The sequence below is a fragment of the Pontixanthobacter rizhaonensis genome (assembly GCF_012972675.1).
Taxonomy (GTDB): Bacteria; Pseudomonadota; Alphaproteobacteria; order Sphingomonadales; family Sphingomonadaceae; genus Pontixanthobacter; species Pontixanthobacter rizhaonensis.
On the sequence record NZ_JABCRE010000002.1, the window covers coordinates 325263 to 348157 of the forward strand.

General features: G+C 56.3%; 23 protein-coding genes. 13 read left to right on the forward strand and 10 right to left on the reverse strand.

Annotation, left to right across the window (positions count from 1 at the left end; translation table 11 throughout):
* Positions 1 to 5 precede the first annotated feature (5 nt).
* Positions 6 to 638, forward strand: coding sequence for an ABC-type transport auxiliary lipoprotein family protein (locus HKD42_RS01420; protein ID WP_343042114.1), 633 nt, complete (start codon positions 6 to 8; stop codon positions 636 to 638).
* On the opposite strand, the gene HKD42_RS01425 is transcribed toward HKD42_RS01420, so the two are convergent.
* From HKD42_RS01425 to crcB, 6 genes are all read right to left on the reverse strand, one after another.
* On the reverse strand, positions 635 to 1330 hold the full coding sequence (locus tag HKD42_RS01425; protein ID WP_170009610.1) for an ATP12 family chaperone protein: 696 nt from the start codon (positions 1328 to 1330) through the stop codon (positions 635 to 637). The two genes, HKD42_RS01420 and HKD42_RS01425, sit on opposite strands and share 4 nt — an antisense overlap.
* Positions 1327 to 1569 (reverse strand): hypothetical protein, encoded by a 243-nt coding sequence (locus HKD42_RS01430; protein WP_170009156.1) that lies wholly within the window; start codon positions 1567 to 1569, stop codon positions 1327 to 1329. The genes HKD42_RS01425 and HKD42_RS01430 overlap by 4 nt, the downstream gene beginning before the upstream one ends.
* Positions 1566 to 2219: an HAD-IA family hydrolase gene (locus tag HKD42_RS01435; protein ID WP_170009612.1), complete on the reverse strand. Its 654-nt coding sequence runs from the start codon at positions 2217 to 2219 to the stop codon at positions 1566 to 1568. Before HKD42_RS01435 ends, HKD42_RS01430 begins: the two co-directional genes overlap by 4 nt.
* A complete protein-coding gene (locus tag HKD42_RS01440; RefSeq protein ID WP_170009614.1) occupies positions 2216 to 2815 on the reverse strand; it encodes an FMN-binding negative transcriptional regulator in 600 nt (199 codons plus the stop codon). Before HKD42_RS01440 ends, HKD42_RS01435 begins: the two co-directional genes overlap by 4 nt.
* Positions 2815 to 3975 (reverse strand): RluA family pseudouridine synthase, encoded by a 1161-nt coding sequence (locus HKD42_RS01445; RefSeq protein WP_246236815.1) that lies wholly within the window; start codon positions 3973 to 3975, stop codon positions 2815 to 2817. The genes HKD42_RS01440 and HKD42_RS01445 overlap by 1 nt, the downstream gene beginning before the upstream one ends.
* Before the next feature lie 137 nt (positions 3976 to 4112).
* The gene (gene crcB / locus HKD42_RS01450; RefSeq protein WP_170009618.1) at positions 4113 to 4526 is read right to left on the reverse strand and encodes a fluoride efflux transporter CrcB; all 414 of its coding nucleotides are present in this window, start codon (positions 4524 to 4526) and stop codon (positions 4113 to 4115) included.
* 220 nt (positions 4527 to 4746) lie between these two features.
* Between crcB and rpsU the strand changes: the two genes are divergently transcribed.
* From rpsU to HKD42_RS01505, 11 genes are all read left to right on the forward strand, one after another.
* Entirely contained in the window at positions 4747 to 4947 is a 201-nt protein-coding gene (rpsU, locus tag HKD42_RS01455) for a 30S ribosomal protein S21 (protein ID WP_067611817.1), read from the forward strand.
* 147 nt (positions 4948 to 5094) lie between these two features.
* Positions 5095 to 5676 (forward strand): FKBP-type peptidyl-prolyl cis-trans isomerase, encoded by a 582-nt coding sequence (locus HKD42_RS01460; protein ID WP_170009620.1) that lies wholly within the window; start codon positions 5095 to 5097, stop codon positions 5674 to 5676.
* Between the two features lie 60 nt (positions 5677 to 5736).
* Positions 5737 to 6039, forward strand: coding sequence for an Asp-tRNA(Asn)/Glu-tRNA(Gln) amidotransferase subunit GatC (gatC, locus tag HKD42_RS01465; protein WP_170009622.1), 303 nt, complete (start codon positions 5737 to 5739; stop codon positions 6037 to 6039).
* A gap of 142 nt (positions 6040 to 6181) precedes the next feature.
* A complete protein-coding gene (gene gatA, locus HKD42_RS01470) occupies positions 6182 to 7666 on the forward strand; it encodes an Asp-tRNA(Asn)/Glu-tRNA(Gln) amidotransferase subunit GatA (protein ID WP_170009624.1) in 1485 nt (494 codons plus the stop codon).
* Complete coding sequence (locus HKD42_RS01475; RefSeq protein WP_170009626.1) at positions 7663 to 8316, forward strand: hypothetical protein; 654 nt, start codon at positions 7663 to 7665, stop codon at positions 8314 to 8316. Before gatA ends, HKD42_RS01475 begins: the two co-directional genes overlap by 4 nt.
* Complete coding sequence (gene gatB / locus HKD42_RS01480; RefSeq protein WP_170009628.1) at positions 8313 to 9812, forward strand: Asp-tRNA(Asn)/Glu-tRNA(Gln) amidotransferase subunit GatB; 1500 nt, start codon at positions 8313 to 8315, stop codon at positions 9810 to 9812. The genes HKD42_RS01475 and gatB overlap by 4 nt, the downstream gene beginning before the upstream one ends.
* A 5-nt stretch (positions 9813 to 9817) precedes the next feature.
* Complete coding sequence (locus HKD42_RS01485) at positions 9818 to 10264, forward strand: tRNA (cytidine(34)-2'-O)-methyltransferase (protein WP_343042249.1); 447 nt, start codon at positions 9818 to 9820, stop codon at positions 10262 to 10264.
* A 110-nt stretch (positions 10265 to 10374) separates the two neighbouring features.
* Positions 10375 to 11130 (forward strand): OmpA family protein, encoded by a 756-nt coding sequence (locus HKD42_RS01490; protein ID WP_170009630.1) that lies wholly within the window; start codon positions 10375 to 10377, stop codon positions 11128 to 11130.
* Positions 11131 to 11241: 111 nt separating this feature from the next.
* Entirely contained in the window at positions 11242 to 12096 is an 855-nt protein-coding gene (locus HKD42_RS01495) for a hypothetical protein (protein WP_170009632.1), read from the forward strand.
* A gap of 158 nt (positions 12097 to 12254) precedes the next feature.
* The gene (locus tag HKD42_RS01500) at positions 12255 to 12803 is read left to right on the forward strand and encodes a hypothetical protein (RefSeq protein WP_170009634.1); all 549 of its coding nucleotides are present in this window, start codon (positions 12255 to 12257) and stop codon (positions 12801 to 12803) included.
* The gene (locus HKD42_RS01505; protein WP_170009636.1) at positions 12800 to 13816 is read left to right on the forward strand and encodes a hypothetical protein; all 1017 of its coding nucleotides are present in this window, start codon (positions 12800 to 12802) and stop codon (positions 13814 to 13816) included. The genes HKD42_RS01500 and HKD42_RS01505 overlap by 4 nt, the downstream gene beginning before the upstream one ends.
* Positions 13817 to 13906: 90 nt before the next feature.
* Here HKD42_RS01505 and HKD42_RS01510 read toward each other — a convergent pair whose 3' ends face one another.
* Genes HKD42_RS01510 through HKD42_RS01520 form a run of 3 tightly spaced genes read right to left on the reverse strand, consistent with a single transcriptional unit; the run spans position 13907 to position 19407 of the window.
* Positions 13907 to 14209: a hypothetical protein gene (locus HKD42_RS01510; protein WP_170009639.1), complete on the reverse strand. Its 303-nt coding sequence runs from the start codon at positions 14207 to 14209 to the stop codon at positions 13907 to 13909.
* Between the two features lie 32 nt (positions 14210 to 14241).
* Entirely contained in the window at positions 14242 to 17154 is a 2913-nt protein-coding gene (locus tag HKD42_RS01515) for a M16 family metallopeptidase (RefSeq protein ID WP_170009641.1), read from the reverse strand.
* A 36-nt stretch (positions 17155 to 17190) separates the two neighbouring features.
* Positions 17191 to 19407, reverse strand: a complete 2217-nt coding sequence (locus HKD42_RS01520; protein WP_170009643.1) for an acylase — start codon at positions 19405 to 19407, stop codon at positions 17191 to 17193.
* A 237-nt stretch (positions 19408 to 19644) separates the two neighbouring features.
* Here HKD42_RS01520 and clpB point away from each other — a divergent pair, with 237 nt between their 5' ends.
* The gene (clpB, locus tag HKD42_RS01525; RefSeq protein ID WP_170009645.1) at positions 19645 to 22224 is read left to right on the forward strand and encodes an ATP-dependent chaperone ClpB; all 2580 of its coding nucleotides are present in this window, start codon (positions 19645 to 19647) and stop codon (positions 22222 to 22224) included.
* Between the two features lie 66 nt (positions 22225 to 22290).
* On the opposite strand, the gene HKD42_RS01530 is transcribed toward clpB, so the two are convergent.
* Positions 22291 to 22857, reverse strand: a complete 567-nt coding sequence (locus tag HKD42_RS01530) for a hypothetical protein (RefSeq protein WP_170009647.1) — start codon at positions 22855 to 22857, stop codon at positions 22291 to 22293.
* Positions 22858 to 22895 lie beyond the last annotated feature (38 nt).

The following is a 22895-nucleotide window of genomic DNA, read 5'->3' on the forward strand; positions in this document are numbered from 1 at the left end:
GAAGAGTGTCAGAACAACAGGGATCGATGATGGTGACGATGTTTCGCAGCGGTATGGCCTTGGCCGGTGCCGCTCTATTGTCTGGCTGTGTTAGCTTCGGCGGTGCAGAACCGCCGCCCAGCCTGCTAACATTGACCCCTGACACCGCTTTGCCAGCCGGTGTCACCGCGCAAAGCGGGCAGAGCTCGGCCATCCGCATATTCCCGCTGGAAACGCCAGCAAAGCTGAATGTCACGCGCGTACCTGTGCAGGTTGATGCTACGGAGATCGCATTTTTGAAAGATGCGGTGTGGATTGAAAAGCCCGCCCGCCTTTTCCGTAGTCTGATGGCGGAAACCATCCGTGCCCGTACATCCACCTTTGTCATCGATGGTGACGATCCGGGGATGAAGGCAGACGGTAATTTGCGCGGAGTCATCCGTGAATTTGGCTATGATGCCCGCAATGGATCAGTGATCGTGCGGTTTGACGCGGTGTGGAGCGTCGGTGCTGACGCCACCTACACTCAGCGTTTTGAAAGCGTGCAAGGCGGCGTCGTCGCTGAAGCCGGGCCGGTGGCAGAGGCGCTGAATATTGCAGCCAATGATGTGGCCGGTCAGGTTAACGACTGGATCGTTGGGGCAGGCACAGCGGATTAGCTCCGCAGCATTTGCCCGAATGCGTGCGCGTTCATAAAGTCGGATTGGCGCCTTTGGCGGACAGCCTCTGCTTCTGCGTCACTGCCCCATTGTTCCACTTGCCAGTCCTCTTCCAGATTGGCCGCCGACCATAGCTGTTCGATATCGGCATCTGGCTCGATCGAACCCAGCCCGATTGTTAGCGACGCCGCAAGAGAGGTCTTGGTGATCAGCTCGCTTAGGGTAAAGGCATCATATCGGCCCATATAGTCGCGAATGGCGGCAACAGTTTCGGCAGGTTGCGGGCGGTGCATAATTCCGCTGATCCGTTCCAATTTCACACTGTGCCGGTTTTCCAATGCCGCCAATACCGGATCCCAAACGGAGATTTGACGCTTGAAAATGGGCTCATCCGGATCTGCGCGGTAGCACAGCGTATCCGTGTCCAAAAACGTCAAAAGCTTGGCGATTGTCCCATCTGTGTCGGGCGCGACCATGTCGATCGCATAATCGGCCAGATCACGAAACCGGAATAGGGCAGGATCAAGCTTTTCTGGCTGAGCATTCCATTCTGCCGCCAGCGCTTCTGCGATAGGGCCGGTGGGCACGATCTGCTGCGCGCCCAACGGTGTTTTGACGCCGCGCCCATCCAGCTGCACTTGATAGCCGCCTTGAACCGGACGGGCTTCAGCCAGTTTATAGAACCGTTTCATCTTTCGCGCGAGCTCCATCGCCGAACCAGAATTTGCGGGATTACAAAGCTGTCCACCAAGCCGATGACGAGCAATATATAGCCAACCCATTCGGGCCAATCGAGCGTGCCAATCAGCACCAAAATTGCCAGCATAACCAAGATTGCACCCACCAGCCGCGTGCTGCTGATAATAAAGAAATGAACCTTGGCCTGTGCTTCCGCATCGGCTTGGCTGGGTAGGTTATTATTGCGGGTCATAGAATAAGGTCCCCTAAATGGGCGGGAGATGTTGCCAGCGCATCCGCCCCGAAAGCCAATAATTCGCCGGGTGAGTGATACCCCCAATCGACGCCGATGGCCCGCACATTGGCCGCTGCGGCCATTTCCATATCGAAAGTGGTGTCACCGATCATTACGGCATTTTCGGGTTCTGCCATCGCATCGCCCAGCGCGGCTTCCAACATGGCCGGGTGCGGTTTGGACGGGTGCCTATCGGCCGTTTGCAGGGATATGAAGTGGTCGCTCAAACCGTGCATAGCCAGACAGGAAAATAATCCGCGATCCGATTTTCCGGTGGCGACAGCCAATTCCCATCCAGCGGTTTTTAACCGGTCAAGCAGTGCTGCAATCCCGTCATAGAGCGGTTCTTGCAAACGGCCTTCCATTCGGCTGGTGCGGAATGCATCCTTATAGGCGTCAACCGCGATCCGGCGTTGGTCATCGGACGCCTCTGGCGCGAGTTGATGTAAGGCTTGCGGCAGGCTCAATCCGACTATGCGGCGGATGTCGTTGCGGGGCGGTGCGATCAGCCGAGCGGTGGCAAAGGCTGTTTCCATCGCCTCGCAAATGCTGGCTTGGCCATCAACCAGCGTGCCATCGCAATCAAATATGGCGAGTTTCACGGTCATGGGGCTAGAGTCCGCATTAACTGGGCGAGGGCGGGTGAGCCGCTATTTTCCAGGCCTGATGCGATATTGGCCCGATCTTCGGCAGTTGTGCCTTGATGCAGTTTCAGCGTTGGTCGCCATGCCAGAATTTCCAGCTCGAACCCTCTGATCGCGCCGAACAGCTTGGCCCAGATATCCGCTGGCGTTTCCTGCGCGTTCCACTGATCCCCGCCGAGCCGGGTTTCGCCGCGCTCGATCAATGTGTGTAAAAGCGCTTCCAGCCCGTCATCATCCATGTGTCGGACCCGGCCTTCCAGCTCCAGAGAGATATAATCCCATGTCGGCACCGTCTTGCGATTGCTATACCAACGCGGGCTGACATAGGCGTCTGGGCCGTTGATGACAGCCAGAGCGGTGGCGCCGTCTAAATGCCGCGCAAGCGCATTGGCGCGGGCAATATGAAACTGGACCGCGCCATCCCCTGTCGAAACGAGCGGAGTATGGGCAACACGCGGGCCGTCCGGCGTGGTCAGAAACACCGTGCCAAAACCGATTTCATCAAGTAGCGTTTCCATCAAAGCGCGGTCATCGCTGCGATAGGAAGGGTTCGGGTGCATTAGCCTCTCCCTCTTCCGCCGGGCCCTCTTTTGCTGGGGCCTTTGCGCGCGCCGCCGCGTTCAGGAGGCTTGCCGCCTTTTGTGCCTTTGGCGAACTTTGCGGCGGATTTCTTGCCCAGCTTCTGTTTCGGGCCATCGCCAAGCCCGCGGCCACGCCTTTCCCCTCGTGCTTCTTTGCGGATTTGTTTGGAATGCTGTTTCGCCGCTTTTTTCTGGAGCGCTTTGGGCATCGGGCCGCGATCCTGCTCTGGCATCGCGTCGCTGTCATTCTCGTCAAAGCCGAGCTGTTCCATGCTGCCCGCAAAATGCTCTGGCAATTCGGCAGTTGCATCCAGCGGCACACCATCGGGATGCTCGATAATCAGGCGCCGCGCGTGCAGGTGCATTTTACGGCTGATACTGCCGGTTAGGAATGCGTCTTGCCCGCCATATTTGCCGTCACCCACAATCGGGTGGCCAATGGCCGCCATATGGACGCGGAGCTGGTGGGTCCGGCCTGTAAAAGGCTGCAATTCGACCCATGCGGCACGGTTTCCGGCGCGGTCGACAACCCGGTATTTGGTCTTGGCGGTCTGGCCGTCTTTCTCATCGACATGCATTTTCTCGCCGCCAGTGCCGGGTTGTTTGGCAAGCTTGGCTTCGATGATGCCGTCATGCACTTCGGGTACGCCAACAACCAGCGCCCAATAGACTTTCTTGGCCGAGCGGCCGGAGAAATGCTTTGAGAAAAACGCGGCGCTGCCCGGTGTGCGGGCGGTCAGCAAAACGCCGCTGGTGTCTTTATCCAGCCGGTGAACAAGGCGAGGGCGGGGCGATTTCTCATCCGCAAAGGCATCCAGCAACCGGTCAACATGGTCCCGCGTGCCGGTTCCGCCTTGCGTGGCAAGACCCGGCGGCTTGTTGAGGACAATCGCGGCTTTATCTTGCGTGATCAGCATCCGCTCTGCGCGGTCAATATCTTCGTCCGACAGTTCTTCCCGCTTGCGCGGCCCGCGCGCTGCGGTCTCACCGCCGGGCGGTACGCGCAGCACTTGCCCGGCCATCAGGCGGTCTTCGGGTTTAACCCGCTTGCCATCCAGACGAATCTGGCCGGTCCGCGCCCACCGGCTGACCATGGCAAAGCCGATTTGCGGCAGATTGCGTTTGAACCAGCGGTCCATCCGGATGTCATTATCATCGGGGCCCACGGTAAATTGCCGGACATTGTCGGATGATTTACCCGCGTCCCACGGATTTGCACCAGAGCCCTCTTTCGGGCCTTCCTTCGGCTCTCCGGAAATGTTTTTTTTGCCCGCGCTCATGCTGCCAGCCTCATAATAATCAATCCGATATATAGCCCGGTCAGGCCCGCCAGCAGAGATACTGCGGCATAGGTGAAGGACAGCCCCCATTGGCCGCGTTCAATCAGCAGCATCAATTCCAGGCTGAAACTAGAAAATGTGGTGAACCCGCCCAGCAGGCCCACGCCGATCAGCAGCCGCCATTGCTCGTCATTCTGGTCCCCGCCATGCTTGGCCAGCCAGCCCGCCAGCATACCCATCAGCAGGCTGCCGATCACATTGACGCTAAGGGTGGCCCACGGAAATGTCATGACTGCCTTTGGCCCCAGCCAATGGGTCAATCCGCGCCCGATTTGGTATCGCAGCACAGCGCCCGCAGCACCGCCCAATGCAACATTGAGCGTGGCGGCCAGTGGTGAAATGGAAGACATGATCAGCCCCTTAGCCCCGAACCGGGATGAGGGCTAGCACCTTCGGCGGCGGGTAGGCTGGCATTTTGGGCGTTCGCTCTTGCCAAAACACCCAAGTTTCGTTAATTGCGCCTGTGTTCGAGCCGATCCGTCGCGGATTCGGCCATTTTTCGTTGAGTTTTATAGGGCTGGCCTGCTCTTTTGCGGGACCGATTCCCTTTGTTTGAAGGTTTTAGAATTTATGCAAATCATGGTTCGCGATAATAATGTTGATCAAGCCCTCCGCGCGCTCAAGAAGAAGCTGCAGCGTGAAGGCGTATATCGCGAAATGAAATTGCGTCGTCACTATGAAAAGCCAAGCGAAAAGCGCGCCCGTGAAAAGGCAGCAGCTGTTCGCCGCGCCCGTAAGATGGACCGTAAGCGTATGGAACGCGACGGCTAATTTCCGGCCCGTATTTGTTACAGGTTGGAAATTCATAGCTTGCTGACACCAAAGAGCTTGAACCAGTCTTTGGGATAAGCCATCAGGGCGCGGACAGTCTCCGCGCCCTTTTTGTTGGAAAATGCGCATTTAGATCAGGATAAATTGATGACCGAAGTCACCCGCGTACCGATTAAACCAGTGACCAAAGGCTCGCTGACCAAATTATGGCTCGGCATTATTGTCGCGATTGCGATCGGGGCCGGCATCGCTTGGGCCGCAATTCCGAAAGGTGTTTCGCTGGAAACATTGGTGGAGGGCACAGGCCCGACGCCGAGCGAGGGCGACGTTGTTTTCATCAATTACGTCGGCAAGCTGACCGACGGCACGGTGTTTGACGAATCGCAAGATCCGCCAATCCCGCCAGGCATCTTCCCTAAAGGCAACCCATTCCCCATTCAGGAAGGCGCAGCGATTGATGGCTTCCTTGAAGGTTTGCGGCAAGTGCAGAAGGGCGGCAAATATGTCCTCGAGATCCCGGCTGAGAAAGCCTATGGTGCCAATCCGCCAGAAGGCGCTCCTATTCCGCCAAATGCTGATTTGATCTTTGAAATCGAGGTCACAGAATTTATGGCGGAACAGGATTTCCAGACCCGCTTGGGCGCGCTGCAACAGATGATGCAGCAGCAACAGGGCGGTGAAGGCGGCCCCGGCGGACCAGCTGGTCCGGGCGCGCCACCGGCACAATAATTGAATAGGGCCGCTGCACCAGTGGCGGCCTTTCGAACCATCCAATAAAGGGCAAGGCTTATGTCCGTCGATAAAACCAACGTCGCGAAAATCGCTTCGCTGGCCCGCATCAAAATGGATGATGCGGAGCTGGAACGTATGGTGCCAGAACTCAATCAAATCCTCGGCTGGGTTGACCAGTTGAGCGAGGTTGATTGCAGCAATGTGGAACCGATGACCGCCGTCATTCCTAACGCATTGCGCTTGCGTGCAGATGTAGTGAATGCCGATCCGAAAACCGGCGGTGATCGCCGTGATGATATCCTCGCCAATGCGCCTGCTGCTGAACACGGCTTCTTTGGCGTGCCGAAGGTGATCGAATGAGAATTGCATTTTCATTCGATCATCCTGAACAGCTGCGCAGCAGCGCGTGTTTCAGGATCCAGAAACAAGGACTCTGCATGATCGCCGCGAAAACTGAGCCGATGGAAAAATGGGCCCTGAAACAAGTTCAGGGTGACGAGATATGACCAACCTAACCGATCTTGGCGTCGCAGCCATCCGCAATGGCGTTGCAAATGGCGATTTCACCGCACGCGAAGTGGCGGAGGCGTTCAACGCCAATGTCGCTGCCGCAAAAGAACTCAACGCCTTTATCGTCACCACGCCGGAGAAGGCTCTGGAGGCGGCGGATGCTGTCGATGCCGACCGCGCGGCTGGCAAGGAATTGGGCAGCATGGCGGGCGTGCCGATTGGCATGAAGGATCTGTTCGCCACCAAAGGCGTGCAGACCACTGCCGCGAGCCACATTCTCGAAGGCTTTACGCCTGAATATGAAAGCACCGTGTCGAGCAACCTTTGGGCCGCTGGCGCGGGGATGCTGGGCAAGCTGAACCTTGACCAGTTCGCGATGGGTAGTTCCAACGAGACGTCCTATTTCGGCAATGTCACTTCGCCGTGGCGCCGCCCTGATGGGGCAAACACTCCGATGAGTCCGGGTGGTTCTTCGGGTGGCAGCTCAACCGCAGTATCTGCGCGCCTCGCGCCTGCGGCGACAGGTACCGATACTGGCGGGTCGATCCGCCAGCCTGCGGCCTTTACTGGCATTACAGGTATTAAGCCGACCTATGGCCGGTGCAGCCGTTGGGGCGTGGTGGCGTTTGCTTCCAGCCTCGATCAGGCTGGCCCGATGGCGCATGATGTGCGCGATTGCGCGATTATGCTCGGCGCGATGGCAGGGTTTGATCCCAAGGATGCGACCAGCCTCGATCTGCCCGTTCCCGATTGGGAAGCGGCGCTGAATTCGGACCTTAAGGGTAAGAAAGTCGGCATTCCGCGTGAATACCGGATGGACGGCACCGATCCTGAAATCCTGCAAAGCTGGGATAACGGGATTGCGTGGCTGAAAGATGCGGGCGCGGAAGTGGTCGATATCAGCCTGCCGCATACCAAATATGCGCTGCCTGCTTACTACATCATTGCCCCGGCGGAAGCCTCAAGCAATCTCGCGCGCTATGACGGTGTGCGGTACGGTTTGCGCGATCTGCCAGAGGGTGCCGGTTTGCAGGATATGTACGCTGCGACCCGAGCAGAAGGCTTTGGGGATGAGGTCAAACGCCGCATCCTGATCGGCACTTATGTGCTCAGCGCGGGCTTCTACGATGCCTATTACACACAGGCGCAGAAAATCCGCACATTGGTTGCGCAGGATTTCGAGAATGCATTCAAAGAGTGCGATGTGATCCTCGCGCCGACTACGCCAACTGCCAGCTTCGGTCTTGGCGAGAAGTCGGCCGATCCGCTGGGCATGTATCTCAACGACGTGTTTGCGGTGCCCGCCTCGCTTGCCGGACTTCCTGCGATGTCAGTGCCATGCGGTGTGAATTCGGAAGGTCTGCCACTGGGCCTGCAAATCGTCGGCAAAGCCTTTGACGAGCAAGGCGTAATGAACGCTGGCCTCGCGATTGAAGAGCGTGCCGGGTTCACCGCGAAGCCGGAGAAGTGGTGGTGACAGATGAGAAATATTTTCTAGAATCTGAATTGCAATCTGCTTGGCTCAGGGATGGGAAGTTTTCTCGAAGCTTGTTTTTAGCTCAAAATCAGCATGGATTGAGTGTTTGGGACGACGCTGCCAACGTAGTATTTGGCGCAATGTTAAGCGCCTATTTTGGATTTAAGATCGTAAACCTTGAACCGGTTTTTGGAAACGGGGTGTTATTACTGTTAGTCTGCATCTCTCATACTGCATTTCTTTCATCTATGATCTTTATCCGTCAGATGAGATCATTGGAGAATACGAATGTTCCAGGCACAGATTTGAATGCATCGGATTTTGGAATTAGATCAACCAATATTGTCCGTTTGATGTATTTCGTCCCAGTAATATCTTTGCTCTTAGCTGGATTTTTTTGGAACTCACTATTTAGCGAATACATGCTGTATACATTTATAGTCGTAGGCTGGTTGTGTTCTACGTTGTTGCTCCGTTTCTTCGTCGCTCAAGGATCGAAGTTTTGGGAAAAGCAGTTCGCTACAATGCACCGGATGGGCCGCACACCGCATAATCTTGGCACGGGTTTGCCAGTTGATGGTACTCCGCCAGCGCGTGTACCTGATGGGGTTCTGGAAGAAGCTTTCAAGAAATCGGACAAAACAAAATGAGTAACTACCGCATCCAAGGCGCAACGGGCGAGTGGGAGGTCGTGATCGGCCTTGAGGTCCATGCGCAGATCACTTCGGCGTCCAAGCTGTTCAGCGGCGCGGATACGACTTTTGGCGCGGAGCCGAATACGCAGGTATCGCTGATCGACGCCGCGATGCCCGGAATGCTGCCTGTGCCCAACGCCGAATGCATCCGCCAAGCGGTACGGACCGGCATGGCGATCGAAGCCGAGATAAACACATATTCGCGGTTCGACCGGAAGAACTACTTCTACGCCGATTTGCCGCAGGGCTATCAAATCTCCCAGCTCTATCACCCCATTGTGGGCGAGGGTCAGCTTTTGATCGAGAAGGACGAGAAGGCGGGTATCCCAGAGGACAAGATCATCGGGATCGAGCGTATTCACGTTGAGCAAGATGCGGGTAAGCTGATGCATGACCAGCACCCGACCATGTCTTATGTCGATCTCAACCGCTGCGGCGTCGCGCTGATGGAGATTGTGTCCAAGCCTGACATGACCTCGCCCGCAGAAGCCGGTGCCTATGTGCGCAAGCTGCGTTCGATCCTGCGCTATGTCGGGTCGTGTGACGGCAATATGGAGCAAGGCTCCATGCGTGCGGACGTCAACGTATCGGTCCGCAAAGTCGGCTCGACCGAACTAGGCACGCGCACAGAGACGAAGAACGTCAACTCGGTCCGTTTTGTGATGGCAGTGATCGAAAGCGAAGTGCGCCGTCAGGTCGATCTGATCGAAGATGGCGGCGAGGTTGTTCAGGAAACCCGCCTGTATGATCCGGACAAGAATGAAACACGCTCCATGCGCAGCAAAGAAGACGCGCATGATTACCGCTATTTCCCCGATCCCGATTTGCTGCCGGTGAATCTGGAGGATTCCTTCCTGGCGGAATGCCGCGCGAGCCTGCCCGAATTGCCCGATGCCAAGCGCACCCGCTATATCGAGGAGCTGGGCCTGAGCGAATATAATGCAGCGGTGCTGACGGTGGAGGTGGAAACCTTCGCGAGGTTTGAAACGCTGCTGGGCATTACTGCCAAGCATTTGGGGAAGCCCGAAAGTGAAATCGCCACCACGGTTGCCAACTGGTCCATGTCCACCGCGCCGGGCGTGGTGAAATCGCTCGGTGATGAGGCCAACCTCGAATACGCCACTGCCGAAGCGCAAGCGGCCATTCTCGGTATGCAGGGCGCGGGCGATATCTCCGGCAGTCAGGCCAAGGAAATTTACGAGATTGTCCTGAAAACCGGCCGTGAGCCCGCTGAAATTGCCGAGACGGAAGGGCTGAAACAGCTATCCGATACAGGCGCGATTGAGACGGAAATCGACAAGATCCTCGAAGCCAATCAGGACAAGGTCGAACAATATAAGGCCGGTAAGGACAAGCTGTTCGGCTTCTTCGTCGGTCAAACGATGAAGGCGATGCAGGGCAAGGCGAACCCGCAAGTGGTCAACGAATTGCTGAAAGGCAAATTGGGCTGACGTCTATAGTTCTCGTCGAGCCGGAAATCCCCGGCAATACGGGCGCAATCGGGCGCACCTGCGTGGCACTGGATATGGAGCTGATCCTGATCCATCCGCTCGGCTTTGATATTTCGGACAAGCGCGTGAAGCGGTCAGGTCTCGATTATTGGCGGCATATCCGGCTGGTGGAATTTGCCAGCTGGGATGCGTTTATTGGCGAGCGTGCTCCGCGCGTGGACCAGATGTTCCTGTTTGAAGAATATGCCCCGCGCAGCTTTTACGAGCCGGACTATCCCGCCGATGCCTATCTGGTGTTCGGGCAGGAAACCAAAGGGCTGCCATCCGGCATTGTGGAGGCGCATAGAGATCAGTTGGTTAAGCTGCCGATGCGGTCCGACAAAGTCCGCTCGCTCAATTTGGCGAATACTGTCACCGCGGCCGCATATCAGGCGTTGCAAGGGCGCTTCTGAATCCCCTTTTGGGACGATTTCAGCGATCGAGATTCATTTTACATTTCGGTCATTTGCAATTCACGTGGCAGGCGGTAACTTCCTATTAACTACGAAATTGGGGGGATCGCATGACGAATCTAGCAAAATTACTGATCGGCGGGGCGGCGACGTCACTGCTCGCTTGGGGCGCGCACGCCGCTGGCGGAGAGAAATATGTCGCAGGTTTGGGCGAGGGCGCAACTGCCGCCTTAGCCGGAGCCGAAGTTGAAGGCGTGACCGTTGCCATGGAGACAGAGCCGGCGCTCAGCCGTGTGGCTGTGCTTTCTGGCGAAGGCCTAAGCGACGAGCAACGCGCAGCCGCCGAAGCCGCTGTACGCGGAGTGGACGGCGTCTCTGAAGTCCGTTGGGCTGGCGAAGGCGATGATGCTGGCGCTGGCGCTGGCGGTGATGGTGACGGTGATGCAGGCGATGCAGCCACCGCAGCGGCGGTGACCGAATGCCAGACCGGCGTGGATGCTGCTATTGCAGAAAAATCGATCAACTTCCGCAGCGGCAGTACATTCATGCCCGATTCGTCTCTTGCGGTGGTGACCGAGGTCGCTGACGCATTGAAGAACTGCAGCGGCATGACGGTGGCTGTTGGCGGGCATACTGATGCCACCGGCAGCGCCGAAGTGAACCAGAATTTGAGCCAAGGCCGCGCGGATGCTGTCGCAGCGGCATTGACCGAACGCGGCGTGGCAGCAGACCGGATTACAGCCACCGGTTTCGGATCGACCCAGCTGAAAGTGCCGGGTGACGGGGCCAATGAAGCCAATCGCCGGATTGAATTTACTGTAAGCGCTGGCGGCGCGTCTGCCGATGCTGCGGAAGGGGGAGAATAAGATGCCATTGCTACTCGAAAGCTGGATTTTGCTGATGATCGCATTTGTGATCGGCGTTGTGATTGGCCGTTTTATTTGGAAGCGCGCGTAAGCGCCGGGGGAGACTGAACTATGTTATCACTTATTACAGCGAACCCGATTCCGTTCATCATTGCGCTCATTATCGGCCTTGCGACAGCATGGTGGATTTGGGGCCGCACGCCCGATGTAGAGGCGGATTATGATGCGGATAGCGATGCCGATCATGAAACGAATTATACCGCTCCTGCTGCGGCCGCTGCCGCCACTGGCGCTGCAGCAGCGGCGACCACCAGCGCGGCTGAGCCTGCTCCGCCGAAAGATTTGAAGCCGGAACCTGCGGTGCCTGTCAAACCCTTGGCCGTGGCTGAGCTGGATACAGAACCGAAGCCGAAGGCGAAGCCCAAGGCCAAAGCAACACCCAAGGCGGCATCGAAACCGAAGCCGAAAATCGCGGCAGCGGTCGGTAAACCTGATGACCTGACGCGGATCAAAGGGATCGGTCCGCAGCTGAATGATCTGTGCCTGTCGCTGGGGGTGAGCCGGTTCGACCAGATTGCCAAATGGAAAAAGGCCGACATTGCAGAGGTTGACCAATATCTGAAAATGAAGGGCCGGATCGACCGCGATGACTGGGTCGGCCAAGCGAAGATTCTCGCCGCGGGTGGGACCGTGTCCGAAGGAAAGCCAAAAATCGCTGCGGCCGTGGGCAAGCCCGATGACCTCAAAAAAGTCAAAGGCATTGGTCCAAAGCTTGAAAAACTGTGCAATTCGCTTGGTGTGAAACGCTGGGATCAGATAGCCGCGTGGAAAGCCGCCGATGTCAAAGAGGTCGATGGCTATCTGGGTAGTTTCAAGGGGCGTATTCAGCGCGATGAGTGGGTCAAGCAAGCCAAGCTACTCGCGAAAGGCGACTTTGACGGCCACGTGAAGCAATACGGGAAGTGATTTTCCCCCGGCAGCAGATACATATTTGCTTGCCAAAATATTCTGACACGTAGTATTTTCCTCACGCGCCGCTCAGGCGTGTGAGGGAACCTGTTAAAATGCGAAATACACTGTGTAGTGCCATTGGCACTGTCGCAATTTTTGCGGCTGTGCCGGCAATGGCTGACGATTCCAATACAGAATATCTGCTTGATGCATCATTGAGTGATGCGGACGCGATGGCGTATGTGCCCGATCCGGTGGAAGTTCCATATCCTGATCTTGAATATGTCTCGACACCGGAAACGGCCGATACTTACGACAAATATTTCTATTTCCACCGCGAAGATGTCAGCTTTGAAGAGGCGCTGGCGGATATTCGTGATTGCGATTCACTTGCCCGGGGCTTGAATTCCGGAATGGGCTATCAGGATGTTTACAGCCCCTATGGCGGGCTGGCTGGCGCTGCGGGCGGGGTGATCGGCAATGCTATTGCCGCCGCTATCTTTGGCTCTGCCGAGAAGCGGCGCATTCGCCGCGTAAATCTGCGGCGCTGTATGAATTTCAAAGGCTATGAACGATACGGCTTGGAAAAAGACCTCTGGCAGAGGTTCAATTTTGAAGAAGGATTTTCGGGCGAGGCTGAACATATTCGGCAGGGCGCGATTATTCAGCAAGCGAAAGTGGCATCGGGGCCAAAACCGGCAACTGAGGAGTTAGGCCGATGAACGCGTTTTCCAAAACTCTGTCAGTAGCGTTTCTGGCGACGTCGATGCTATTTTCGGTGCCGGCCAGTGCGGCGAAAAGCCCGTTTGAATTCAAGCCGGAACGCATTTCAGACAAGCCTGAATTCCCGTTTGACGAGAGCAAGGCCTACATCCTGGTCGAATATGACCGGATGACCAATGTCTCCTTCATGAAGCTTCCAAATGAAGAGGAACAAGCGATCTGGGAGAAGATGCGCTTGGAAGAATTTGCGAAGGCACAGAAGAAGTATGTGAGCCGTAAAAAACGGTACGAAAACGATCTGGCAAAATGGCGCAAAATCCGCAGCGGGCGCAAACCGGAGCCGCCTGTCGAACCGACCGAAGGCAATTTCAGCATTACACCTTTTGAGCTAGAACATAATCTGGCCATCGGACCGCAAGGACGGTTCAACAATGATGATGTGTCGATTTATCTCTATGCGGTGCCAGAGGGTGAATATGTCTTTTACGGTAACGCATTTTTCAACCCGAATGGCGGCGCCATGGGAACGTGTGTGTGCATGGGCACCGTCGCCATCAACGTAGAAGCAGGCCAGATTGCTGCTGTCCGCCTGGATTATCCCTTTGTCGATATGCTGGCGAACTTACCCAAGGAAGAACGCCCAAAGACACCGTTAGAGATGCCTGAAGAGTTGACGACCACTGGTTTGTTGCCCGTTGAAAAGGCCAAATCGGATCAGCGTTTGCCGCAGGATCGTGTGGTGTTTCCGGCTATGCGCCCGATTTCCCGCCTACCCAATTGGTTCGGTTTGGAAGTCGACCGGTTGATGCCAGTTGAGGGCGTCTTCCGGTATGAAGGCGATTCCATGATTACTCTTGGTGAGGTCGAAGTTTTGGAGGCTGAAGAAGCCAAAGAAATTGGCGATGATATGGAAGCGGCGGATGAGGCTGTAGCATCTACTGATGGTGAAGAGGCGGTGGTTGAAGAACCGGCCCCTGAAGCCGCCCCTGAAACCGGCGGCCCGGCCGGTTAAGCGTTTGTCGGGCGTATAAAAAAGCCCCGCACTCTATCGCAGAGTGCGGGGCTTTTTGTTGTTCTGTAAGAACTGTATGTTCGGTTGGGCTTAGCCCTGACGAACGCCGGTCATCGCCATTGTGCCGAATGCGCCTGCATTCACGCTACCGGTCAGAGTGTCGCCGTCTACAGTGGCTGTACCTTCCAGTTTCATCGGCATGGGAACGGTCATGTTCATGGTCCAAGTCAGCGTGTTGCCGTCTACTTTGCCATCTTCCAGATCCATGCCGCCCATTGCACCAGCGTTAGTGCCGGAAAATGTGCCGTCGCCATTATCAACGATGGTCACAACGCTTTTTTGGTCGCCCATTGGGCTTTTTGTTACGCAGTCAAAGGTGCCAGATACGGACATATTCATTCTCCTATTATTCGTTAAAAACGGTCTTATTGGCTTGGTGTTCCCCGTACTTCTACAGGAAGGCCGAGCGCGTCAAGTTGTGGCCGTACAATCTCTGCATCACCGACAATCACAAATACCAGATCATCCCCCTTGAATGACTGCGATGCCGCAGCGTCGAGCTGCTGCGTGGTCAGTGCAGAATATTTTTTCGCCAATGTCTCGTAATAGTCGTCTGGCCGTTCAAACGTGACGATATTGACCAACCCGCCCAGCACATCGCCGCTGGTTTCAAACTGTCCGGGTAGCTCGCGAACATTGCCATTGATGAGCCGTGTCAGCTCCTCTTCCGTCACGCCGTTGCCGCTGACATAGGACGTGAGGTCTTTGCGTAGCTCGGCAACGGAATCGCCAGTGCGATCCGCCTGAACTGGCGCGTAGATGAGGAATGTGGTGCGATCTTGCGGCGCTTGGATCAAGCTCCGAACGCCGTAAGACCAACCCTTTGTCTCGCGCAAGTTCATGTTGATCCGGCTTAGGAAGCCGCCGCCAAACACTTCATTGGCAGCGCGCATGACGGTTAGGTCGTCTGTTCCTTTCTGATCGAGAACACGGGCACCGAAGATGATCGATTGCGGGGAATTGGGCCGGTTGACCAGAATGATCTTGGGCTGCGGTGCGGGGATGGGTGCATCGTAGCTTTTGACCGGTGCGGCAACTTCTGGAACCGCCCAGTCGCCAAAGCTGGCTTCCAATTGCGCAACCGCGTCTGCCAGTGTTGTGTTACCGACCACGAAGACATTAGCAAGATCAGGACGGAGCCAGTTGCGGTGGAAATCGAACAGTTCTTCGCGTGTTACAGCGGCAACCACTTCCGCGCTGCCGGTGCCCGATGGCGGATTGCCATAGGGATGTTGCGGCCCGAACAATATCGGTGCCAGCACCCGTTGGCCGATGGCGGCAGGGCTGTTCAATTCACCGGTGATGCGCGTGAGCTGTTGCGCCCGAACACGTTCCAGCGCCGTCTCATCAAAGGCTGGATTGCGGATGTAATCTGCAAGCAGGTTCAGTGATCCCTGAAGATTAGGGGTCACCGCATCCATTCCGAAAAAGGTCGTGTCGGCATTGGCGCTGCCGAAGATATTGGCGCCCAGCTTTTCCCGCTCAACCGCCAATTGCGAGGAGGTGAGGCTGCTGGTGCCTTCATCCATCGCGCTGAGCATCAGAGAATGCAGCCCCAAGCGATTTTCGGGATCGGCAGCGTATCCTGCGTCAAATGACACTCTTACGCTAACGGTCGGAACTGCATCCCGCCGGGCAAAGAACACTTTCATCCCATTGGATAAGGTGGCGCGCTCAATCGTCGGGAAATCGAGCGCTTTCAGCTCGCCAATGGGTGGCAGCTCAGACCTATCCGCCTCTGGTACCTGTGATAGGGCCGCAGAACCCTGCTGGGTCACAGGGTTGATGTAGAAGGCTGGTTGGCGGCCGCTACCTTCGGGTGAGACAACAAACCCCGCGCGGTTCTCCCCGCCCTCTTGGCGGTCCCCCGGTTCTACGATCAGTTCGAACACGGGACGCGATAGCCATTTTGCTGTCGTTTGCTGAACTTCTGCTGGGGTCAGGGCCGCAGCGCGCTTCAGCGTGCTTTTATAAGCGGCTGGCGATCCTTCATAGAGCAAGCCTTGGGCCAGGACCGGCGCTTTACCACTGAACCCGCCAACTTGCTCCAATCCGCGGATTTGGCCGGCGGCATAGACCGTGGTTGCCCGCTGGATCTCTGCATCGGTCGGACCCTCGGCCATAAATTTGGCGATTTCCTCGTCCAAGGCCGCCGCCAACAGGCCGGTATCGACGCCGGGCTTGGCATCGGCATACACGATGAACTGGCCTGCTTGCGCAAAAATATCGGCACGGGCGACAACCCGCACTGCAAGACCTTTGCCCCTGACCAATGCGTCATCCAAACGGGAAGAGGCCAGCCCGCCCAAAACGGTCGCCCCCATCGCAAGCGGCAGATTGTCCGGGTTGTCGAGGCCCGGCACAGCCCACATGCGGTAGATGCGCGGGGTCGCGACTTTATCATAGATCGTTTTGGACTTCGCTTCATCCAGCGTTGGCACGGGCGCATTGACCGTGGGTGTTTCCGGCCCTGGTTTGATCGCGCCGAACCACTTGGTCACTTTTGCTTTTGCTGTTGCAGTGTCGATATCGCCAGCAAGCACCAGAACCGCATTATTGGGCCCGTAATTGTCGCGGAACCACTGCTTCACATCATCCAGAGTGGCAGAGGATAGGTCATCCATCGAACCGATTGTGGAGTGGTGGTAGGGATGGCCGGACGGGTATAGGTTTTCCAGCTGCTCATATTCGACCAAGCCATAGGGCTGGTTGTCGCCCTGACGCTTTTCATTCTGGACAACGCCGATCTGGTTATCGAGCTTCTCCTGAGTGACAGCTCCCAGCAGATATCCCATCCGGTCGCTTTCCAGCATCAGGGTACGGTCAAGCGCGCCGGTCGGAACAGTCTGGAAGTAATTGGTCCGGTCAAACCATGTGGTACCGTTGAGGTCGGTCGCGCCGATTTGCTGCATCGGTTCAAAGAAATCGCCCGGGGCGTTTTCGCTGCCATTGAACATCAAATGCTCGAACAAATGCGCGAAACCTGTCTTGCCTTTCGGCTCATGCTTGGAACCGACATTATACCAAACAGAAACACCGACCACGGGTGCCTTGCGATCTTCATGGACAAGCACGGTCAGCCCATTGGCTAGCTCAAATTGGTCATACGGTATCGACACCGCATCAATCAGTTCCGATACCGGCGCGGGTGCGGCGGCATCTACCGATTGAACTGCTTGCTCTGTTGGTGGAGCATTTTGAGCCAGCGCAGGTGTTGCAGCCAGTGACAGAACAAGTGCGCTGGTCGTGGCCCAGCGGGTGATGGATTTGAAGTGCATCGTGATAGTCCCTTAAATGCTATTATGCCGCGCTGATTATTGGCTGCTGACAGTTTTTCGGCTGGCGGCGTTTCGTAACGCATCTTCGCGCCAGAAATGGACCGGTTTCAATTCTTTCCGGACGAACAGCTTGGCCTGATCTGCGAAGTGCGGGCTGCCGGGCCGCGTGGTTGCTGCGCCATAGGGCTGGATCGATTCCGATCGTACTTTCTGGCCCGGTGCCCATTCCACAAACATGATGAAACTGTCGCCGTGGCGGACAGACAATCGGCCATCCTCGTCCACATCCCACAAGGTGGAGGCGCGCAAGGTGTCGCTGCCGCCATCGAGCGGTAGATCCACATCCCCTTGTCGCAGCCGCAGCAAGTCGGACATGGGCGGTGTCAGAGTGCCAAAATGCTCCATCAAATGGTCTGATGCCTTTTGCAGTTCTTCCTGTGCATCGGGCAAAGGATAGTTTTGATATTCCGCGCCCATCCATGGGCGGATCATCAAGAGCGCCAGCGCATCTGCTTTCCCGACATTGTCTGACGTCATATCCCAGCTGGCGAGCAATGCTTGCGCCTTGGCGAGCTGGGGATCGCTGGACACATCCAGCGCTTCAACACCGTCCATCATCACATCGACATAATCCGCGCGGATATATCCCATATCATATTTGATCCGTTCCAATGTTGGGCGGTCGATAATATCGAACTGCGCCATCAGTTCTTCCGTCCGCCGCGCGCGGTTGGTCATTTTCAATTCCACACCCAGTTCCGGTGCGACGCTGTCCGGGTCAATATCGTCAGCAGGGCCTGCTGCGGAATATGGCTGGTTGTTGGCGTTATAGACCCAGCCACTGCCCGGATTTATCAGTTTGGGTAGAACGCTGTAATCGACCGGTCCTGTCCAAATCAGACTGCTATCATCACCCGGCAATATCCCGCGCCAGTTCGGGCCTTTGGGGCGATCGGGAATAGCAGCGTTATAGACATACGCGATATTGCCCTGTTTATCGCCGTAAATGAAGTTGGTGGAGGGGATGTCCATCCGCGCCAGAATGGCTTCCCATTCCTCCAGAGTTTCCGCCTTGTTGAGCTTATAATACGCATCGAGCGCGCCAAGATTATCAATTCCGCCATAACGGATGGCGAAGGCGCCATTATCATTGATGATCACCGGGCCGTGTGCGCTGCGATGGACGGTTTGACGAACGGGCAGGACCAGCGGCCCCATTTTTACCGCCAGAGTGACAGTCTTGCTCTCCAGCTCCTGCCACTCACCGTCCAGCCGATAGCGCGTTCCGCTCTCGTCCAGTTCCAGCCGATAGACATCGGTCATGTCGGGCCGGTTGACTGTGTTGGTCCAACCCAGATGTTCATTGTGGCCCAGAAACGGGAACGGGCTGCCGGGAAAGTTTGCCCCAGCATAATGCCAGCCTTCTTCGCTTTGCACGACCAGTTCGTACCAAGCGACACCGCCGCGCCAGGGTTGGTGGCTGTTGGACACAAGCCGTGTCACACCGTCGCCAGATTTTGCCGGAGCAATTGCCCATGCATTGGACCCTGCCATCGCGCCGTCCTGACCCATATGGATCGGCAGCGCAGCGGCAGTTTCATTGGTGCCAGCTCCATCCATGATGGGTTCCGCGCTGTCCGAAGGTTCATGGCCCGGTATTGCCGGACCAAATTCTTTGCGCAGCGGTTCACCAGCGGCCAGCGGGCCAATCACATTGTTGAGGCCGAAGAAGAATGGTTGGCGCAAGGCAAAGCCTGTCGCCACATCCTTGCCATTTACCGGAAACAAATTGCCCAACCGGATTTCATCCGGATGCTCGGCCGCGAATTGATTGAGACCGGTGGCATAGGCTTCAAACAAGACCCGCGTTTCGGCAGGTATGCCCGCATAGTGCCGCTCGGCTGTCCCGCGCGCATCCAATAGGTGATAGACATAATCAACCTGCGCGCCTTCTTCGCCCGCCATCGCCCCATACCGGCCCCGCGCCATCGCGATCACATCTTGCAGAGTGAAGAAATCATCTTCTGCATGGGCAATAGCCACACCAAAGGCGACATCTGCGTCCGTCTTGCCGTAAATATGCGGCACCCCAAACTCGCTACGGATGATTTCTGCCTGATAGCCGTTTTGCGCGGTATCGGCGGGATCGTTGCCTTTTTCGGCGAGCAGCGGTTCCCACACCATCAGCCCCACCAAAGTTACCAGAACTGCGGTCAGTGACACCCATCCGGCACGCGCCAGCCATTTTTTCATACAGAGTCCTCTCTCCGCAAGAGGGGTAGCGCGGATTGGCAGGCAGGTGAAGCGCGTAACTTTGGAAAGCGTCTGAGCCGCAGCCATGACCGTTAGTAAGATATTTTCCGGCCAGTCATTGCAGATCAGAACATCGCACCCCTATATGACAGTAACACACCTAATTATTGTGTCTGACTCGACTTGTGTTGCTGATATGCAACACCATATTGAGCGGGACAAGTAAGAGGAAACGCGATGAACTTGGAAAAATTTACTGACCGGGCAAAGGGCTTTCTACAATCCGCACAGACGGTCGCGATCCGCAATAGCCATCAACGTATTTCGCCAACCCATCTGCTGAAGGCATTGCTTGAAGATGATGAAGGCATGGCAGCAGGTTTGATCCAGCGCGCTGGTGGCCAAACCGCAACCGCGCAGGACATGGTCGATGAAGCGCTGGCAAAGCTTCCGGCGGTTTCCGGCGGCGGGGCCCAGCAGACACCGGGCCTCGATAATGATGCGGTTCGCATTCTCGATTCAGCGGAAACAATTGCTGAAAAAGCGGGCGATTCCTACGTCACGGTGGAACGGCTATTGGTGGCATTGGCGTTGGCCTCAACCACAGCTGCCGGGCAGATTTTGAAAGAGGCCAATGTTGACCCCAAGGCGCTTAATGAAGCGATTGTCGAGCTGACTGGCGGCCGTGCGGCGAACACCGCGAGCGCGGAAGATGCCTATGATGCGATGAAGAAATATGCCCGCGATCTGACCCAGGCAGCCCGCGATGGTAAGCTTGATCCGGTTATTGGCCGGGATGAAGAAATCCGCCGGACCATTCAAATTTTGGCGCGCCGGACCAAGAACAATCCCGCACTGATTGGTGAACCGGGAACGGGTAAGACCGCTATTGCAGAAGGCTTGGCGCTGCGCATCGCCAATGGTGATGTGCCGGATAGCCTGAAAGGGCGCACATTGATGTCGCTCGATATGGGTTCGCTGATCGCAGGTGCGAAATATCGCGGAGAGTTTGAAGAGCGGTTGAAAGCGGTTCTGGACGAGGTGAAAGGCGCTGACGGCCAGATCATCCTGTTCATTGATGAAATGCACACGTTGATCGGGGCAGGGGCCTCTGAAGGGAGCATGGATGCTTCCAATTTGCTCAAGCCGGCATTATCGCGTGGCGAACTGCACTGCATTGGCGCAACCACGCTCGATGAATATCAGAAATATGTCGAAAAAGACCCGGCGCTTCAGCGGCGCTTCCAGTCGGTCTATATTGATGAACCCACGGTCGAGGATACGATTTCCATCCTGCGGGGCCTGAAAGAAAAATACGAACTGCATCACGGGGTGCGCATTACTGACGGTGCCATCGTGGCGGCAGCGACCCTGTCCAACCGGTATATCCAGAACCGCTTTTTGCCGGATAAAGCGATTGATCTGATGGATGAGGCGGCGAGCCGTATCCGGATGGAAGTTGAGAGCAAGCCGGAAGAGATCGAAGGGCTCGACCGCCGTATTATCCAGCTGAAGATCGAAGAATCTGCGCTGAGCAAAGAAACCGATCAGGCTTCCAAAGACCGGCTGGCAACCTTGCGTGCGGAACTCGCCAATCTGGAACAGCAATCGTCTGAACTCACCACGCGCTGGCAGAATGAGCGCGACAAAATTCACGCGGAAAGCAAGCTGAAAGAGGAATTGGACGCTGCCCGGCTGGAACTGGAACAGGCCCAGCGCGAAGGCGATCTCGCCAAAGCGGGTGAGCTTTCCTACGGCAAAATCCCTGAGCTGGAGAAAGCCATAGAAGCGGCATCCGACCAGACTGACAATGCGATGCTGCGCGAAGAAGTGACCGATGATGACATTGCTGCGGTTGTGAGCCGTGCCACCGGTATTCCGATAGACCGGATGATGGAAGGGGAGCGCGAAAAGCTCCTCCAAATGGAAGAAGTTCTTGGCAAACGGGTGATTGGCCAGCGGCAGCCGATTGAAGCGGTCTCCAAGGCCGTTCGGCGGGCGCGAGCAGGGCTGCAAGATCCGGGCCGTCCGCTGGGTTCATTCCTGTTCCTCGGCCCCACCGGCGTGGGTAAAACAGAATTGACCAAGGCGCTCGCAGAATTCCTGTTCGACGATGATAGCGCGATGGTGCGCATCGATATGAGCGAATTCATGGAGAAGCACGCGGTAGCCCGTCTGATCGGCGCGCCTCCGGGCTATGTCGGCTATGAGGAAGGCGGCGTGCTGACCGAAAGCGTGCGCCGGCGGCCATATCAAGTCATCCTGTTTGACGAGGTGGAGAAAGCCCACTCCGACGTGTTCAACGTTCTGCTGCAAGTGCTGGATGATGGGCGTTTGACCGACGGGCAAGGCCGCGTGGTCGATTTTTCCAACACGCTGATCATTCTAACCTCCAACTTGGGCAGTCAATATCTGGCCAATATGGAAGATGACCAGACCGTGGCCGATGTCGAGCCGCAAGTGATGGATGTGGTGCGCGGGCATTTCCGGCCGGAATTCCTCAACCGTTTGGATGAGACAATTCTGTTCCACCGTTTGGCGCAGGAACACATGGCGCCGATTGTCGCGATCCAGGTTGGGCGTGTGCAAAAGCTGTTGGCGGACCGCAAAATTACGCTGGATCTAACCGATGCGGCGCTGCGCTGGCTGGGCCGGGTGGGTTATGACCCGGTATACGGCGCCCGCCCGCTGAAACGCGCGGTACAGCGCTACTTGCAAGACCCGCTCGCGGATATGATCCTGAAAGGCGATGTGCCCGACGGTAGCACGGTCGCGATTGATGAAGGTGATGGCGAATTGCTGATGGTGGTAGGGTAGAAGGCGGAAACAGAAAAGAATCGAAACAAGCGACATGCATTGCCGTAAACGTCTTCTTTTACTCTCCTATTCTACCCGTTTGCCTTTTATGCCAAGGCGACCGTTTATCCTGATGAAATAGGTTCCGAGTGAGGCCTTTTTAAAGACGACCGTGTCGCCGACTTTCGGGCGGAGCATGTTTCTTGGTGGATTCGCCATTCTCCATACAGCATCACCATCCTTAATGGTGATGCTGATTGCCCGGCGCTCGCGAAAACTGACTTTCGTAATCGTGGATTCGAACAGTTTTTCTTCTTCTTCTTCTTCTTCGTCCGAGTTGCCTCCCAAAATGCCCAAGTCTGGTATCCGAAAGCCGAACAGGTTGCGACGCGTCGTTTTTACATCCTGTCGATCCACTAGCGTGACGTTACCTTCGTCCGCCGCCGTGACCACCCGGCCAACTGCTTCATCATAACATGCCAGTCTCTCACCATTTTCAGCGATCGATAAGCACTGTTTTAAAGGGTCCAAATAAGCAACTGCCCCAGAGCCAGCACCCACTTCATCTGCGGGCATGTCTTGGGCAGCTACACCCACGGCGGTTAGGTATGACGAAATAGCGATGATCGGGCCGATATATATATAATGTCGCATAGAGTGACTCTAACTTCCTAAAGCAGGAAAACAACTGA

What these genes read in the sequence shown, in the direction of transcription:
- HKD42_RS01425 (WP_170009610.1), bottom strand. Translation starts at nt 1,330, where the DNA reads ATGAAACGGTTCTATAAACTGGCTGAAGCCCGTCCGGTTCAAGGCGGC.
- HKD42_RS01430 (WP_170009156.1), bottom strand. Translation starts at nt 1,569, where the DNA reads ATGACCCGCAATAATAACCTACCCAGCCAAGCCGATGCGGAAGCACAG.
- HKD42_RS01435 (WP_170009612.1), bottom strand. Translation starts at nt 2,219, where the DNA reads ATGACCGTGAAACTCGCCATATTTGATTGCGATGGCACGCTGGTTGAT.
- HKD42_RS01440 (WP_170009614.1), bottom strand. Translation starts at nt 2,815, where the DNA reads ATGCACCCGAACCCTTCCTATCGCAGCGATGACCGCGCTTTGATGGAA.
- HKD42_RS01445 (WP_246236815.1), bottom strand. Translation starts at nt 3,975, where the DNA reads ATGGACCGCTGGTTCAAACGCAATCTGCCGCAAATCGGCTTTGCCATG.
- crcB (WP_170009618.1), bottom strand. Translation starts at nt 4,526, where the DNA reads ATGTCTTCCATTTCACCACTGGCCGCCACGCTCAATGTTGCATTGGGC.
- rpsU (WP_067611817.1), top strand. Translation starts at nt 4,747, where the DNA reads ATGCAAATCATGGTTCGCGATAATAATGTTGATCAAGCCCTCCGCGCG.
- HKD42_RS01460 (WP_170009620.1), top strand. Translation starts at nt 5,095, where the DNA reads ATGACCGAAGTCACCCGCGTACCGATTAAACCAGTGACCAAAGGCTCG.
- gatC (WP_170009622.1), top strand. Translation starts at nt 5,737, where the DNA reads ATGTCCGTCGATAAAACCAACGTCGCGAAAATCGCTTCGCTGGCCCGC.
- gatA (WP_170009624.1), top strand. Translation starts at nt 6,182, where the DNA reads ATGACCAACCTAACCGATCTTGGCGTCGCAGCCATCCGCAATGGCGTT.
- gatB (WP_170009628.1), top strand. Translation starts at nt 8,313, where the DNA reads ATGAGTAACTACCGCATCCAAGGCGCAACGGGCGAGTGGGAGGTCGTG.
- HKD42_RS01490 (WP_170009630.1), top strand. Translation starts at nt 10,375, where the DNA reads ATGACGAATCTAGCAAAATTACTGATCGGCGGGGCGGCGACGTCACTG.
- HKD42_RS01495 (WP_170009632.1), top strand. Translation starts at nt 11,242, where the DNA reads ATGTTATCACTTATTACAGCGAACCCGATTCCGTTCATCATTGCGCTC.
- HKD42_RS01500 (WP_170009634.1), top strand. Translation starts at nt 12,255, where the DNA reads ATGGCTGACGATTCCAATACAGAATATCTGCTTGATGCATCATTGAGT.
- HKD42_RS01505 (WP_170009636.1), top strand. Translation starts at nt 12,800, where the DNA reads ATGAACGCGTTTTCCAAAACTCTGTCAGTAGCGTTTCTGGCGACGTCG.
- HKD42_RS01510 (WP_170009639.1), bottom strand. Translation starts at nt 14,209, where the DNA reads ATGTCCGTATCTGGCACCTTTGACTGCGTAACAAAAAGCCCAATGGGC.
- HKD42_RS01515 (WP_170009641.1), bottom strand. Translation starts at nt 17,154, where the DNA reads ATGCACTTCAAATCCATCACCCGCTGGGCCACGACCAGCGCACTTGTT.
- HKD42_RS01520 (WP_170009643.1), bottom strand. Translation starts at nt 19,407, where the DNA reads ATGAAAAAATGGCTGGCGCGTGCCGGATGGGTGTCACTGACCGCAGTT.
- clpB (WP_170009645.1), top strand. Translation starts at nt 19,645, where the DNA reads ATGAACTTGGAAAAATTTACTGACCGGGCAAAGGGCTTTCTACAATCC.
- HKD42_RS01530 (WP_170009647.1), bottom strand. Translation starts at nt 22,857, where the DNA reads ATGCGACATTATATATATATCGGCCCGATCATCGCTATTTCGTCATAC.